Source organism: Agarivorans sp. 1_MG-2023 (assembly GCF_030548385.1).
Taxonomy (GTDB): domain Bacteria; phylum Pseudomonadota; class Gammaproteobacteria; order Enterobacterales; family Celerinatantimonadaceae; genus Agarivorans.
Map to the genome: position 1 here is coordinate 38,130 of NZ_JAUOSJ010000019.1, position 14,058 is coordinate 52,187.

General features: G+C 43.2%; 13 protein-coding genes. 9 read left to right on the plus strand and 4 right to left on the minus strand.

Features of this window, described 5'->3' with window-relative positions; all coding sequences use genetic code 11:
* Positions 1-130 precede the first annotated feature (130 nt).
* The 9 genes from asd (at position 131) to Q4592_RS20490 (ending at position 10,264) form a co-directional block, all read left to right on the plus strand.
* On the plus strand, positions 131-1,240 hold the full coding sequence (gene asd / locus Q4592_RS20450; protein WP_303516570.1) for an aspartate-semialdehyde dehydrogenase: 1,110 nt from the start codon (positions 131-133) through the stop codon (positions 1,238-1,240).
* Between the two features lie 231 nt (positions 1,241-1,471).
* Positions 1,472-1,768, plus strand: a complete 297-nt coding sequence (locus Q4592_RS20455) for a lipoprotein (protein ID WP_303516572.1) — start codon at positions 1,472-1,474, stop codon at positions 1,766-1,768.
* 109 nt (positions 1,769-1,877) lie between these two features.
* On the plus strand, positions 1,878-2,903 hold the full coding sequence (locus Q4592_RS20460) for a GGDEF domain-containing protein (RefSeq protein WP_137672574.1): 1,026 nt from the start codon (positions 1,878-1,880) through the stop codon (positions 2,901-2,903).
* A 145-nt stretch (positions 2,904-3,048) separates the two neighbouring features.
* Positions 3,049-5,163, plus strand: a complete 2,115-nt coding sequence (locus Q4592_RS20465; RefSeq protein WP_303516574.1) for a substrate-binding domain-containing protein — start codon at positions 3,049-3,051, stop codon at positions 5,161-5,163.
* A 285-nt stretch (positions 5,164-5,448) separates the two neighbouring features.
* Complete coding sequence (locus tag Q4592_RS20470) at positions 5,449-6,057, plus strand: TetR/AcrR family transcriptional regulator (RefSeq protein ID WP_303516577.1); 609 nt, start codon at positions 5,449-5,451, stop codon at positions 6,055-6,057.
* Between the two features lie 46 nt (positions 6,058-6,103).
* On the plus strand, positions 6,104-6,934 hold the full coding sequence (locus Q4592_RS20475; protein WP_303516579.1) for a hypothetical protein: 831 nt from the start codon (positions 6,104-6,106) through the stop codon (positions 6,932-6,934).
* 17 nt (positions 6,935-6,951) lie between these two features.
* Positions 6,952-7,971, plus strand: a complete 1,020-nt coding sequence (locus tag Q4592_RS20480) for a Gfo/Idh/MocA family oxidoreductase (RefSeq protein ID WP_303516580.1) — start codon at positions 6,952-6,954, stop codon at positions 7,969-7,971.
* 66 nt (positions 7,972-8,037) lie between these two features.
* Positions 8,038-8,751 (plus strand): sulfite exporter TauE/SafE family protein, encoded by a 714-nt coding sequence (locus Q4592_RS20485; RefSeq protein WP_303516581.1) that lies wholly within the window; start codon positions 8,038-8,040, stop codon positions 8,749-8,751.
* Positions 8,752-8,905: 154 nt separating this feature from the next.
* On the plus strand, positions 8,906-10,264 hold the full coding sequence (locus tag Q4592_RS20490) for an MATE family efflux transporter (RefSeq protein WP_303516583.1): 1,359 nt from the start codon (positions 8,906-8,908) through the stop codon (positions 10,262-10,264).
* A gap of 270 nt (positions 10,265-10,534) precedes the next feature.
* On the opposite strand, the gene Q4592_RS20495 is transcribed toward Q4592_RS20490, so the two are convergent.
* The 4 genes from Q4592_RS20495 to Q4592_RS20510 all read right to left on the minus strand — a co-directional run bounded on the left by Q4592_RS20495 (position 10,535) and on the right by Q4592_RS20510 (position 13,730).
* Positions 10,535-11,386 (minus strand): HNH endonuclease, encoded by an 852-nt coding sequence (locus tag Q4592_RS20495; RefSeq protein WP_303516585.1) that lies wholly within the window; start codon positions 11,384-11,386, stop codon positions 10,535-10,537.
* A 148-nt stretch (positions 11,387-11,534) separates the two neighbouring features.
* The gene (locus Q4592_RS20500; protein ID WP_303516586.1) at positions 11,535-12,011 is read right to left on the minus strand and encodes a hypothetical protein; all 477 of its coding nucleotides are present in this window, start codon (positions 12,009-12,011) and stop codon (positions 11,535-11,537) included.
* Positions 12,012-12,127: 116 nt separating this feature from the next.
* On the minus strand, positions 12,128-13,075 hold the full coding sequence (locus Q4592_RS20505) for a DUF6602 domain-containing protein (protein ID WP_303516587.1): 948 nt from the start codon (positions 13,073-13,075) through the stop codon (positions 12,128-12,130).
* Between the two features lie 127 nt (positions 13,076-13,202).
* Positions 13,203-13,730: a hypothetical protein gene (locus tag Q4592_RS20510; RefSeq protein WP_303516589.1), complete on the minus strand. Its 528-nt coding sequence runs from the start codon at positions 13,728-13,730 to the stop codon at positions 13,203-13,205.
* Positions 13,731-14,058 lie beyond the last annotated feature (328 nt).

The window sequence follows — 14,058 nt, forward strand, 5'->3', positions numbered from 1 at the left end:
GCGCTCAATTTAGTTTGATAAGCGCTAGTGTTAAGGGCTTGCCGATGGTAATCTCAAAGATTGGACAGACAAATTTGTTTAGTCCAAAAGCAAACACAAAAGATCATAAAATAAAGGATATAAACGGACCATGAAAGTAGGTTTGGTTGGTTGGCGCGGCATGGTGGGTTCCGTGTTAATGCAGCGTATGCGCGAAGAGAGCGATTTTGCCCACATAGCTCCGGTTTTTTTTAGTACATCTCAAGTAGGTATTGCTGGCCCAGATGTGGGCACCGGCGAAACCACCTTGCAAGATGCCTTCGATATCGACAGCCTAAAAGCCATGGATACCATTATCACCTGTCAAGGTGGTGATTATACCAAAGACGTTTACCCTAAATTGCGCGAAAGCGGTTGGGATGGTTACTGGATTGATGCCGCCTCGGCGCTGCGTATGGAAGATGACGCAATCATTGTTTTAGATCCAGTAAACCGTGACGTGATTGACAATGCCTTAAGTAATGGTGTGAAAACCTACGTAGGTGGTAACTGCACCGTTTCGTTACTGCTAATGGCGATTGGCGGCTTGTTCGAAAAAGACTTAATCGAATGGGTAAGCCCAATGACTTATCAAGCGGCTTCAGGTGCTGGTGCGCGCAATATGCGTGAGCTCATCAGCCAAATGGGCGACATTCGTGACGATGTAGCCACAGAACTTGCTGACCCAGCTTCAGCTATTCTCGACATTGATCGCAAAGTAGCTAACAAAATGCGCAGCGACGATTTCCCTACCGATCAATTCGGTGTGCCACTGGCGGGTAGCTTAATTCCTTGGATTGATGTGCCTCTGGCTAGCGGCCAAAGCAAGGAAGAATGGAAAGCTCAAGTTGAAGCCAACAAAATTTTGGGTACAAGTGATAGCCAAACACCTATCGACGGTATTTGTGTTCGTATTGGCGCCATGCGTTGTCATAGCCAAGCGCTTACCATTAAGCTGAAGAAAGACATTCCAGTGGCTGAAATTGAAGAAATTTTAGCCTCTCACAATGATTGGGTAAAAGTGATTCCGAATGACCGTGAATTATCGGCACAAGAACTTACTCCAACCAAAGTAACCGGTACCTTAAATGTACCTGTAGGCCGCATCCGCAAACTAACAATGGGCCCAGAATATATCTCGGCATTCACTGTTGGTGACCAATTACTTTGGGGCGCTGCAGAGCCACTTCGTCGCATGCTACGAATTTTAATCGGTAAGTAATTACTGGCATTCGACATTGCATACGCCCAGCCTCAAACGCTGGGCTTTTTTATGCCGTCTATTTAGTCTCTCTGCAGCATTCACTGTCTCTAAACGTTCTGCACAACATTCATTACAATGGCTGAGTTAAAATTAAGCGGTAAATTGTTTTCATAGCTGAGTAAAATTTACTAAGCTGTTGATAAGATAAAAATCCTCTGTTTACTTATTTTTGAAATTGTAGGAAGCGTAATGAAAAAAACCTTAATTGTAGCCAGCGCCATCGCCCTATTGAGCGCTTGTTCTAGCTCTGCTCCTGAGCAAAACCAAGGCGTAATGATTACCGAAAGTTCTACCGATGTAGTGGATTGCAATATTCTCGGAGTTTTTAACGTTGATCCACAAAGTTTAGAAAGCGATAACGGCAAACAAGAGCTAAGCCAACGCGTTCTTGATTTAAAAGGTAATGCTGTACAGTTGATTCCGTTAAGTACTGCTGAGCCAGAGTTAGTTAGCGCACATGTATATCAATGCCCAGAGGCTTCTTAAGCCGCCTCAAACTCGGATATATAAATATTTGATTAAGTAATGTTGTTTGCATGATCCAATACTGGAAACGCAAGGTAGCAGTAAACAACCCAGTATCGATGGAGCTCTTATGAGCGAGAAAATTTTAAAGAAAGCCACGCTAAATTTAAAGAAAGCAGTGCCTTTGATGATGAAACATCAAATTCCTGCCACACCCAGCAACTATGCTTTGTGGTATTTGTACGTTGATGATCAAAACCCTGAGCTTAACGCCGCCATCGACGAAATAATCAGTGAGTACGACACGGTACCTACCACCAGCAGCCAAGTCTTGTACCAAAATCATATCGCCAGCCAAGACGAGCTAGATATGAAAAGCATGCGCCAAAGCCTAGAAGCTATGGCGACCGAGCTCTCGCAGACCATGCAAGACACGGGTTCCGATGCCAATGCCTTTCAATCGAGCATTGATAAAAGCTTTGCTAAGTTAAACCGCATTGAAGAAGACGGCATTCCGCTTGAACAAGTACTTGGTCTAGTGCGCAACCTTATTGATGACGCCACCAACATTCGCCAAAGTACCGACTTTTTCAACTCTCAATTAGGTAAAGCTCAAGCTGAAATTGAGAACCTTAAGACTCAGTTAAAAGAAACAGAAAAAGAAGCCTTATACGATGCACTAACTGGCGTACTTAACCGCCGAGCCTTTGATGCCGACTTTAAAGATGTGATTGAATCCAGCCCGGAAGGTCTATGTATTATTATGACCGATATTGATCACTTTAAAGCCTTTAACGACAACTATGGCCACGTATTGGGTGATCAAGTGCTTAAAATTGTTGCAAAGCGAATCACCGAAGCCTGCCGAGAGGGAGCTAAAGCTTATCGCATTGGCGGTGAAGAATTTGCCATTATCTGCGCCAAATCGAACCTGCGCTCTGCGCGGCATTTAGCTGAATCAATACGCAGAGCAATAGAGAAGTTAAGCCTTAAAGATAGGCGTTCTAATCAGCGGATCGACAATATTACCTGTTCTTTTGGCGTGGCAGAATACAACGTAGTGAGTAAATCAAAAGCTATTGTAGATGCCGCAGATACTCAGCTCTACGAAGCCAAACGCTTAGGCCGTAACCGTGTAATGCCAATTGTAAGTTAATGATTAGCCGAGCGACTTAACAGTGAGCTCGGCTATGCTTTGCCATTTACAATACAATTTAATAACAATTCTCCTAGCTAAATCACAGCAAAATCACAAACACTTGATACATTGAATAGCATAACTAGAAAAATCGTTAATATTCATGAAAAAACGTATTGCCATCATATTGCCTACGCTGTCGCAAACTATCGATCAACAAGTGATTCGAGGCATTCAGGCAAGTTTAGATCCCCAGCACTATAGTTGTTTATTCATGCCCATTGGTTATTTACCGGTGGCAGAGCAGTTTTCCGATAACGACTTGTGGCTTATCAAACAAATTCCTAGCCTAGCGATAGACGGCGTGATTCTTTATGGTGGCGGCGTAGGTTACAAAACCTCAGCTGAGATAATGCAAACCTTACTCGAGGCTTTGGATACCCTTCCGATCATCAATATAGGCTCTGTATTAGACAATATTCCCTCAGTATTAGTTGATAACTACAGCGGTATGTATCAACTAACCCAACACGTACTAGAACGAGGCTGTAAAGACATTGTTTATCTTGATGGACCCAAGGTTAATTTTGATTCACAACAACGCTTCAATGCCTTTAAAGACGCCTTAACCGAACATGGATTAAGCCTGCCCGAGCAACAACACTTGGTAGGCGATATGACGCCAGTTTGCGCAGCTGCTTTGTGCAAGCAATGGCTACAACAACACAAGCGTATTCCCGATGCGATTATGTGTGTAAACGACCTGAGCGCCAAAGGCGTAATTGAAGAATTAGATAGACAACAAATCGCCATTCCAGAACAAGTTTTGGTGACCGGATTTGATGACTTTGAATATGCTGATGCCATTCGCCCCAGCTTAAGCACCGCTATTTACCCAGCGCAACGAGCAGGAGCTTTAGCCGCCCAGCTTATCTCAGACCGCCTTCAGGGCACCCAATTAGAACTGCAATATCAACTAGAAACCATGGCAAGGTTTCGTGCGAGTACTGGTGCCCCAGTTAAAGATTCGGCCTTACACAGCAACGATGAACAACGCCGGCTGTTAATCCAACAGCGAGACAGCAATGCGCAACGCTTGGCGGTAACCCGTTTATTACACCAACGACAAGGGCTAGATAACATTCTTAGCGCAGCGCAAGACACGCTTAACGAATTAGGCATTCCCGAAGTATATATATACCAACATCAACGCTCCGAGCAGGGTAAAAGCCTAAACTATTTAGCCCATAGCCTACATCCACACCATTTGAACATTGAAGAATCACATCAAACACTACCTGCCGCTTTTAACCGGGCGATAAGCCCAGACGTACACCGTGGTTTATGGGTCATTAGTGAACTAAAAAACGACCAACAGAGCTTTGGGTATTTGGTGGCGCTTACCGAAGAGGTGCATGCCGAGTTTATAGAATTTATGGCGCCGCAAATCGCCGATATTATCGACCATCAGCGCTTACTGGATGATACAAAGCAGTACCAAGAGCAGGTCGAACTCAGCGAGAAAATGGCGGCCCTAGGTAGTTTAGTTAGCGGCGTAGCACATGAAATTAACACCCCGCTGGGTAATAGCTTATTGGCCGCTAGCCACCTTAAAGAGCAAATTGCTCAGCTGGCTCAATTGATGGCCAACCAAAAGCTCACCAAATCAAATTTTGAGAAGTTTATAGAAGATGCCGGTAATACCAGCGAAATCATCATCAGTAGCGCCCAGCGCGCCGCCGAGCTAATAACCAGCTTTAAACAAGTCGCCGTAGACCAAAGCTACGAAGAACAACGTAATATCAACTTAGCCGATTATATTGAAAAAGTACTGCGTAGCTTGCAGCATCAATTGAAAGGGACTCCCGTTGAGCTACACACTGATTTAGACAGAAATATCGTCTTGTTTACCTACCCCGGCGCCATCGCCCAAGTGATGACCAATTTATTTGCTAACGCCTTACTGCATGGCTTTGAGTCTGGACGTCGTAAAGGGGCGATTCTCATCAGCCTTAAAAAACTAAGTAACGGCGCACAGCTTTGTATTAAAGACGACGGTAAAGGTGCTAGCCAGGAAACTTTAAGCCACATTTTTGAACCCTTTTACACCACCGCCCGAAGTGATGGAGGCTGCGGCTTAGGCATGCACATTGTGTATAACCTCATCACTCAAAAACTACAGTGGCAACTGCAGGTTGAAACGCAAATTGAACAAGGTTTTAGTTTCAACATTACTATTCCGCGACCAGCACTAAACCAGGCTGCGGAGCAGCATTAAATACCAAATAATAACAATGCAATGTCGGTGGAAGTCGGTTTTTTCGTGCCGATAATCGTCGATTATTGCTTACCCATTTAGCTAACGGTAGATCGGTAAAATTATTCATAACCGCTCTTTTATCTTGTTAATCACCCAACTATTTTGGCGTAGGCCCCATTCGCGGCCGTGAAACTTTAATGAATATTCTGTACTCGTAAATTGCTTTTTCTCACCCCACCTATTCAGCAAATTTGATAGAATAAGCTCGCGGCAATGTTGCCAAGGTAATACAACGAATTATTGATGACTCTTAGCCAGAAAAAGCGCACTCAAATTATTGATGCTGCGATTAGCGAATTTAAAGCAGCCGGTTATGCTGCCACCAGCATGGATCGCGTGGCTCAAGTTGCCCAAGTGAGCAAACGTACGGTGTACAATCACTTTCCCAGTAAACAAGCACTGTTTGTGGGTATAGTGAGCTTAATGCTAGAGCTCATTTCTGCGGCAACTCAGATGGAATTCGCTAGTCAGCGAAGTTTAAGCGAACAGTTGAGAGAACTCGCCAATAAAGAGCTGGCCTTATTTGCCGACCAAGAGTTTATTGCCTTAGCACGTTTAGTAATTGCAGAAGCGATTCATATGCCCGAGCAAATGGTGGCCACCATGCAGCAAATGTCGACTTTAGAAAACAGTATTAACAACTGGTTTGAAAGCGCCGCAAAAGAGGGTTTATTAAGCACCGACAATCCTTCACTGGCATGTACTCAGTTTATGTCATTGATTAAAGGACAGTGCTTTTGGCCGCAAATAATTAGTCGCTCACCGATGCCGTCACCCGAGCAAATTGAAGAAATTGTCGATAGCGCTATTACGATGTTTTTAAGCCATTATCAGGCAAAAGCTGCCCACTAAAATGGCCAATATTCACCCTTTTATTACCCGCCAAGGTTGGCTCTAGATGCTTAAAGTTATTGGCTTAATTGCCTTATTGATGATCGGAACCCTTGTGGGTTTAGTCATGTTCCCGCCGCCAAGCAGCCAGTTTCAAGACAGTCCATTGGCAAGCAAAACACTAACACCAGAGCCTCAAGCGCAAATTGATGGTATCGCCAATGCTGCTAGTCTTTTATGGCTACCGAATCAACAACGCTGGTTGGTTGGCACACTGGCCCCGCAAACTGTTTTGGTGAATGGCTCAGCACAACTCGCTTATCTTAATCAGCAATTAACCAGTGCAGAATTAGAGCCGCTGCCTGCCAGCGGCGATATCGCCGATCTAGCCTTGCTTGATGAACACTTAATTGGTATTTCTGGTGATGGCCGCTTACTCTATTTTGAAGCTCACCAGCAACGCTGGAAGTTTGTTGATAAACGTAAATGGCTACGCGGAGGTTTGCACCATAAAACCGCGGGTTTAGTATGGGATCCCAAGGCGGGGCTATTTTATACCTGTGAGCGCGAAGGCTTAAAACGTTGCTACCGCGCAGATCGTGATGGCCAGCAGCAAGACGAATTTGATTTACAGATTACAGAACAACAGCAAGCTAGCTTGGCTCAATATCAAATTGGCAGCATGACCTGGCACCAAGGCCAATGGTACGCCTTGAGTTCTCGCTATAGCAGTTTATTGCAGATAGAGCCTGAATCTGGGCAAGTACTTAATGTGATTGCATTAGCCCAAGAGGATACCGCTCAAGCCATTGCCAGCGACGGTGACAAACTTTGGTTACTCTCGGTAATACGCCAGCAACCTGAGACCATTAAGCTGGCTACCATTCCTTTACCTTAAAGCGACTAGGAGCAAGTATGTTAAACGTTGGTATTATTGGATTTGGTTTATCTGGACGGGTATTTCATGCCCCGTTAATTACCGCCTGCGAACAACTTTCATTATTTGCCATTGCTAGCTCAAGAAAACAGGAAATTGCCGACAGTTACCCACATGCGCAGTGCTTAAGCCCAGATGAGGTATTGGCTCACCCTGAGATTGATGTAGTGGTTATTGCTAGCCCCAACACGCTGCACGCTCAACAAGCCGAGCAAGCAATGAAAGCCGGCAAACATGTGATTGTAGAAAAACCCTTAGCCATTGATAGCGAACAGTGTTTGCAGCTGCAACAAGTTGCCGACGAAACAGGTAAATGCCTAAGTGTGTTCCACAACCGCCGTTGGGATAGCGATTTTCTAACCATTCAACAACTCATCGCTAATCAAAGCTTAGGCAGCATTCATAGCTATGCGGCACACTTTCATCGCTACCGCCCAGTGGTAAAGCAGCGCTGGAAAGAGTTAGACCCACAGGGTGGTGGAGTACTTTACGATTTAGGCGCTCACCTTATTGACCAAAGCTTGTGCTTATTTGGAAAACCGGAAAAGCTTTGGGCACACATCGCCACGCAGCGAGAGGGGGCGGTAACTCCAGATTGTTTTGATTTACACCTCATCTATCCCTACAAAAAAGTACAGCTTAGTTGTAACTCTTTAATGGTAGAACCAGGGCCACGCTTTCAACTACATGGCAGCAAAGGCTCTTATGCCAAATGGGGCATGGATCCACAAGAGCAACAGCTGGCAGCAGGTTTGTCGGCCAAGGCGCGTATTTTTGGCCAAGACGCCAATCGCAGCGAAATTCATTTAGCGGATCAAGCTATTGTGCATAAGCCTTTAATAAAAGGTAATTATTTGGCTTTTTATGATAACTTTGTAGCAGCAGTGACTAAGGGTGAAACCTTGGCAGTAAACGCTCAGCAAGCCAGTGAGGTAATAGCCTTAATTGAGCTCGCCACACTTAGCCACCAGCAACAAACGATATGTTCAGTTAACTAAACACCGAACAGCATTTATCAATATTGCCCACTTTGCTCCCTCAAAGCGGGAATAAGAGGTGGCAAAGTGGTCACAGCTATAGCTTGTTTACTTATCTTTGTTGGTGCGTTGGTGCAATACACCATTGGCTTTGGTTTAGCGGTCATTGCCGCTCCTCTGTTATTTTTGCTCTCACCAATTTATGTACCAGGTCCCGTGGTCATTGTAGCGTTGGTTGTATCTACCCTAAGTGCTTTTGAACACCGAGCCAGTATCTCTTTTAAAGGCTTAACCGCCGCCCTATTAGGTCGAATTCCTGGATCAATTGCAGGCGGCGCGCTGCTGTTATGGGCTGACCTTAGTAAGCTGTCTTTTTGGCTAGGCTTATCGGTACTGATTGCCGTTGCGATTAGTTTGTTCCCCATACGTTTAACCCCAAGCCCAAAGCGTTTGGCTTTAGCGGGATTTATGTCTGGATTTATGGGTACCAGTAGCTCGATTGGCGGGCCGCCAATGGCCCTGCTTTTACAGCATCAACAAGCCAGTTATTTACGGGCAAACTTATCGGCGTTTTTTGTCACTAGCTGCATAATGTCTTTGATAGTGCAGCTCTCTATTGGTTTTATGTCGCTAGCACATTTCCAAGCAAGCTTGCCGCTAATCCCCGCAGCGCTATGCGGAGCATGGGTGGGTCGCCGTTATGGCAAACGATTACCACAACAGTGGATGCGGGCTTTTTCTTTAAGCTTATGTGCCATATCTGGCGGTAGCGCAATGGTTAGCTACTTTTTATTGGCCTAAATCTCAAAATCATTATTAACCAATATATTTGTCATACAAATATTGTATAATCGCTCATCATAATCAAACAATTACCTGTATTAGCTGACAAACGCCCTATTCTTAGTTACCTCCAGTAACTCAAATATTCTTGTGCGGCTAGGTAAGGAATAGCGTGTCTTCTCAAACATACCTTAGAAAAAACATTGCCTTAGCCTGGCCATTAGCGCTAAACGGCTTGTTGATGCAGTCCATGTTAATGGTGGATACCCTGCTGGTATCCCCTCTTGGTGAAATCCCTTTAGCTGCAATGGGGATAGCCGCAACACTGGTAGCGTTTATTTTGGGTATTCAAATGGCCTTAGCCAATGGCTCGCAGCTAGTGCTTAGCCGCGCAGTGGGCTCGGGCAATAGCGCGTCTGTCGCAAAAGGCTTTTGGGCTGGGCTTATTATCAACTTCACTGTTGCCTTAGTCTTTTGGCTGATTTTGTCCTTTGGCAACCAGCCTATTGTGGCAGCACTGACCGATGATGGTTTACTGCAGCAGCAAATCATCAGCTACTTATCGTATTCTAAATACCTAGTGCTTTTTACCGCCATGACTCAGGTGATAATTGCCCTGCTAAATAGCCAAGGTAAAAGCAAAATACCGCTCAAAGGCTACTTGATAGAGATGCCTATCAACGCGGTGTTGTCGTACTTTTTAATCTATGGTTTTTCCAATACCCAAGGCATGGGACTAGAGGGTGCTGCCTTAGGTAGCTTGGTGGCCATAATGATTAGAATGAGCTATTTAACGATTTGCGTTAAAGCCGATCCCAGCCTCGATCTAAGGTTTAATCAAAACCTTAAGTCTCTGCTTAACAGCCTTCGTTCACATGCTAACGAAATATTCCCGGTTGCCGCCAACGTCACCATTCTGCAAATTGGCATTAGCATTTACCAACTGCTCTACTCACAGCTTAATATTAACGCTTATGTGGCTATTACCTTGGTCACGCCATGGCTAAGAGCTGGCACTCAGTTTATCGCCGCCTGGGCACATTCTTCAGCAATTAGTATTAGCCAAGCCATTGGTTCTAAAAACCTGAATAACCTAGGAAAGAACGTTGATAAAAGCATCGATGTATCCGTAGGCATCTCAGTGCTATGCGCCATAGCTTTTGCTGGCTTAAGCTTTATATTGCCTAACATTTACCCCGACTTAGATGCTGAAACTTACCAAGCCTTAAGCCTTATTGCCCCACTATATATCTTCTTACCAATAGTTCGTGGTTACAATACCGTGCATGGTCACGCACTAAGAGCCTTAGGTAAAACCACCTCAGTATTCAAAATTAACTTCATCGGGCAATGGCTTATCGCTATTCCATTATGTGCCGTGTTAATTTTGCATTATGAAGTGTCGATATTCTGGGCCTTTGCGATTCAACCCTTTGAAGAAATCGTTAAAGCGCTGCCATTTAGAATGTTGGCAAGAAAGTCCTTGAAAGAGTTCGATCATCAAAAAGCGGAAAAGCTGATGTATGACTAAGATGTGGTCGCTCATACTCGATCTTACGCATACATTGGAAAGTCCCGACAAGAGCGTACAGTTATCTCGTAGTGTGGCGTAACTCAAAATTGGACATCAACGCGTTAGGAAAGTAATTTATGCTGTAATGTTTTGGCTAACCCTAAGCTATGCATACTCAGTATTAACGCCTCGTTAAGAGGCAATAAAATTGTTGGCTAAAATTAGCGACGAAGGAGCAAAAGCCAACTGTTTTTTGTCCTTTTAAACGACTTGTTAGCGAGATTTTGGCTATTCTTCGTTTTGCGTTGTAGTAGGAAAACCTACTAAATTCGCTTTTCCAGGCACATCTTGAAAAATAAACCCAAACTTTTTTTGCTGCCAAACTAAAAAGCCGCCCTCGGATTGACCACATTCAGGGCAATGAAGGTTTTGAGCGTTATGCTTTTCGCTATGCCATGTACACAATATAAAATGTAAACCACAAGAAATACATTTTGCCTTCTTTTCTATGAATGTCTCTGTAGTGGGAACTATGCTTTCTATATATTCATTACCTTTTTTAGAAACAAATAATTCATCACCTTTGGATTCTAGAAAACCATGAGAAAGGAGTTCAATTATAAATGACGGGTACTGCCCTGATATTTTTTCATTAGAAAAAAATGGGCTACCACCGATGACTATTCCATAAAATTCAAGAGGTTCTACATTTATTATTGTAACTGATGATTCCTCTAGGATGCACCTAGTGAGAATATCCATTGCGTAGGCACTAATAACATTTTCAGGATCTTTTTCTAGTAGGCTTATACTCAGCGCTGAAGATAAAGAATCAATTTCACTTTTAGTTAGTTGAGCTTTAGCTGGCAACTTGCCGCAAGCCACAAGATCATAAACGTTATTTCTCGATTTTATTAACTCTTTATTGGAAAAACCTTTCGTCATTTTAGTGTCAGTATGAACACAAGAGTGACAAGTTATGCAAACTGGAATCAAATTATCGATGTCATTCGTACCACCATTAGACTTTTCTAAAATATGGTGGACTTGAATTTGAAGAGGCATAAACTGCCTACAAATACAGCAATGCCTTGCAGATTTAGATAATACTTCTGCTACGGTTTCTTCAGGGATACTCATTATGATACGACTTCCATCTCGCTAACGCCGCAATCAGCGACAGACTAGTTGTTGATTGTTTTGTGTAACAATGGCGAAGCCATTCACAAAACGAGCGACGGCTAGGCTGTCCAAACCGCGTAGCGGTTGATGCTGGATTGCCTTGTTATCACATATCAGCTTCATCAATTAAGCCATTCAATCCTGCTTCTTCGATATAGCCATTACTTTTTACTTTTTGATGAAATACAGTGAGAAATTCGGTCAGAGTTTTTTCAAAAACCGGCTCTACACCTAAATCAAGCTCACAAAAAATCCATCTACCATCGATCTTTGCGTAACCAAACTGCTGTCTTCCAGGCGACTGAAAAATCGGAACAAAAAGGTCTGCAATCTTATCAAGTTTGTACGACTTTAAGTATTCAGGTTCAGTAACTATCGAACTTGAGTCAACTGGCAATAGGCGATTCAATCCAAAAACACCATCTGACCTTTCTGACTCAAAGGAAATTAAATTGTAGAAAGCGACATAATCATCAGGAACACCTATCTCTAATAGCTCATCGAGCCCCTCAGATTCTGAAAAATTAAGCAGTTTGTAAGCGCTGGGATAATTAGCCTTCAAGTCCTTAAATATTTCGTCCATAGCTAGTTCCTAATGAGTGATAACGCCCACTTAAGCGGACAAAAATTGTTGGCTAAAATGTTGAGGAACGAAAACAGCCAACTGTTTTTAGTCCCGCTTAATTGGCTTGTTAGTGCTCATTGCCACTCAGTCCATTCTGACCAACGCCCTTCAACAGTACCTGTTTTTCGAAGTTTATCTAAAACTTCTTCAGATAAGTACTCGGCATCGCATAAGTATGGTTTAGATATACCACCAGTATCTAAACTACCAAGAGTGTAATATTCAGCCATAGGGCGTATTGATGTATCTTGATGCGCTAAACGAATAAATAAATCACCAATTAGTGTTCCTAAAATTGTATCAAAAGGGTCTGTTTCTTCTTGTTGCCAAGTACAGTTATACCCAACTGAAACACCTTCTTTAACCTCAGGTCCTGATAACATCCCTTCAGTAAATTCTTCTTTGGAAATATTTGGACCCACAAGTATAGATTTAAATATTCTAAAGACTGCTGTATCAGCTATACACATAATATCTAACATTTCTCTTGGATGATTCACGCCCTCAAACTGAAGATCTTGGAATTTTTCCATAATATCAAAAGCGTAATATTCTTTTTCCGTACTCCATTCATGAGAATGAGCCAGAACCCCTGTGATAATAGGTTGATTTAACTCTTTGTATGGAGAACCAGTCCGTTCAGGAACTAAGTTTTTGATAGCGAAAGCTGTGCTTATAATTTTTTTGAGATGTCTTCTTCTTAATGTCAGTTTACATTCAAAAACTGCTAACACCGCACCTGCTAAATAGTATTTTTTATTGATAAGGTGTTTAGGATACGCAGGATGGAGAACTAAAATATCAACTTGAGGACTTGCCTCTCCATCGTGGCTTAAAATCCTGCCTTTAGTTACGATGTGATAGTTAGAAGGGAGCCAATTTCTTAAAAGTGCAGCCCAATTTTCCTCACCTTCATCACCAGCTGTACCCGGATCTTCTATACTTCGCGCAGAAATTCGCTTATATTCGGAAGATAGTTCGTGCTGTAATTGCTGCATAAATTGATTTAATTCTGAACGCATAAATATGACAACTCCATTTGAGCACTAACGCCGCAATTTGCGGCCGCAGTGTAGGTGCGAAGCACCGAAACGGAGGTCCAGTGAGCACAGCGAACGATGCAAGATTGCCTTGTTAGTTGCTCGTAGTTTATTCACAGTACGAATATACCTTACTTGGCCAATCGCTAGATTTCTTTTTGTATTTAGCTACTAGCCTATCAAAGTAAGGGTAATGCTTAGGTATCAATGAATTATTTCCGCCAAGCCATTTGTGAGTTGTATTTATAAGCTGGCCAATTTGAGAATATATAAACCTAACATCGGCGGTTCCCCTAAGCACTTCGTAGGCGACAAGATCAATTTGATGAACAATTCGATCAGTGGCTCCATTGTCATCTGGCCCCTCACTAAAAAGGCTGCCAAATGGTATTTCTTGGTTGTTTTTGGAGAAGAAAAAGCCCTTCTTTGATCCAGAAGATTCGGAGCTGCTCATAAATATTCGCTTCCACTCAGAGATGTCGTCTTCTTCTAAGTGCGAAAAGAAAATCTCAAGAAGCTTTATACTATTGTCTAGACGTCGCTGCCTTTGCGAAACAATATACGTCCTCAATGCAATAGCTCCGCCAATAATGATGACAAAGAACTTTATCCATTCCCTGATTTCTTCCGACGTCATTATTTCTCCATAGTTCGAATATTGTTGCAACTAACGCTAAGTATGCCGCACGTGCGGCCTATCCCATTCAATGAGCGCGCGGCCTATCACAAAAAGCATGACCTATATCACATTCGCTCATCAATTAATGATTTGATATTAACCCTTTGTCTACCTTAGTTTTTTACTCGGCATCAACCAATCGTCGAGCCATTTCTTTCATTGATCGCTTTGACAAATGACGCAAACGAAACCAGAAATACTGTGCGAATACGGCTCTTCACCGTTCTTGGTGGAAAGTCATATCAAGCCCTCCAAAGTGAAATAAAATGGCTCGCTTAAAGCGTTC

Coding starts and splice junctions, on each gene's coding strand:
- asd (WP_303516570.1), top strand. CDS start 131: ATGAAAGTAGGTTTGGTTGGTTGGCGCGGCATGGTGGGTTCCGTGTTA.
- Q4592_RS20455 (WP_303516572.1), top strand. CDS start 1,472: ATGAAAAAAACCTTAATTGTAGCCAGCGCCATCGCCCTATTGAGCGCT.
- Q4592_RS20460 (WP_137672574.1), top strand. CDS start 1,878: ATGAGCGAGAAAATTTTAAAGAAAGCCACGCTAAATTTAAAGAAAGCA.
- Q4592_RS20465 (WP_303516574.1), top strand. CDS start 3,049: ATGAAAAAACGTATTGCCATCATATTGCCTACGCTGTCGCAAACTATC.
- Q4592_RS20470 (WP_303516577.1), top strand. CDS start 5,449: ATGACTCTTAGCCAGAAAAAGCGCACTCAAATTATTGATGCTGCGATT.
- Q4592_RS20475 (WP_303516579.1), top strand. CDS start 6,104: ATGCTTAAAGTTATTGGCTTAATTGCCTTATTGATGATCGGAACCCTT.
- Q4592_RS20480 (WP_303516580.1), top strand. CDS start 6,952: ATGTTAAACGTTGGTATTATTGGATTTGGTTTATCTGGACGGGTATTT.
- Q4592_RS20495 (WP_303516585.1), bottom strand. CDS start 11,386: ATGAGTATCCCTGAAGAAACCGTAGCAGAAGTATTATCTAAATCTGCA.
- Q4592_RS20500 (WP_303516586.1), bottom strand. CDS start 12,011: ATGGACGAAATATTTAAGGACTTGAAGGCTAATTATCCCAGCGCTTAC.
- Q4592_RS20505 (WP_303516587.1), bottom strand. CDS start 13,075: ATGCGTTCAGAATTAAATCAATTTATGCAGCAATTACAGCACGAACTA.
- Q4592_RS20510 (WP_303516589.1), bottom strand. CDS start 13,730: ATGACGTCGGAAGAAATCAGGGAATGGATAAAGTTCTTTGTCATCATT.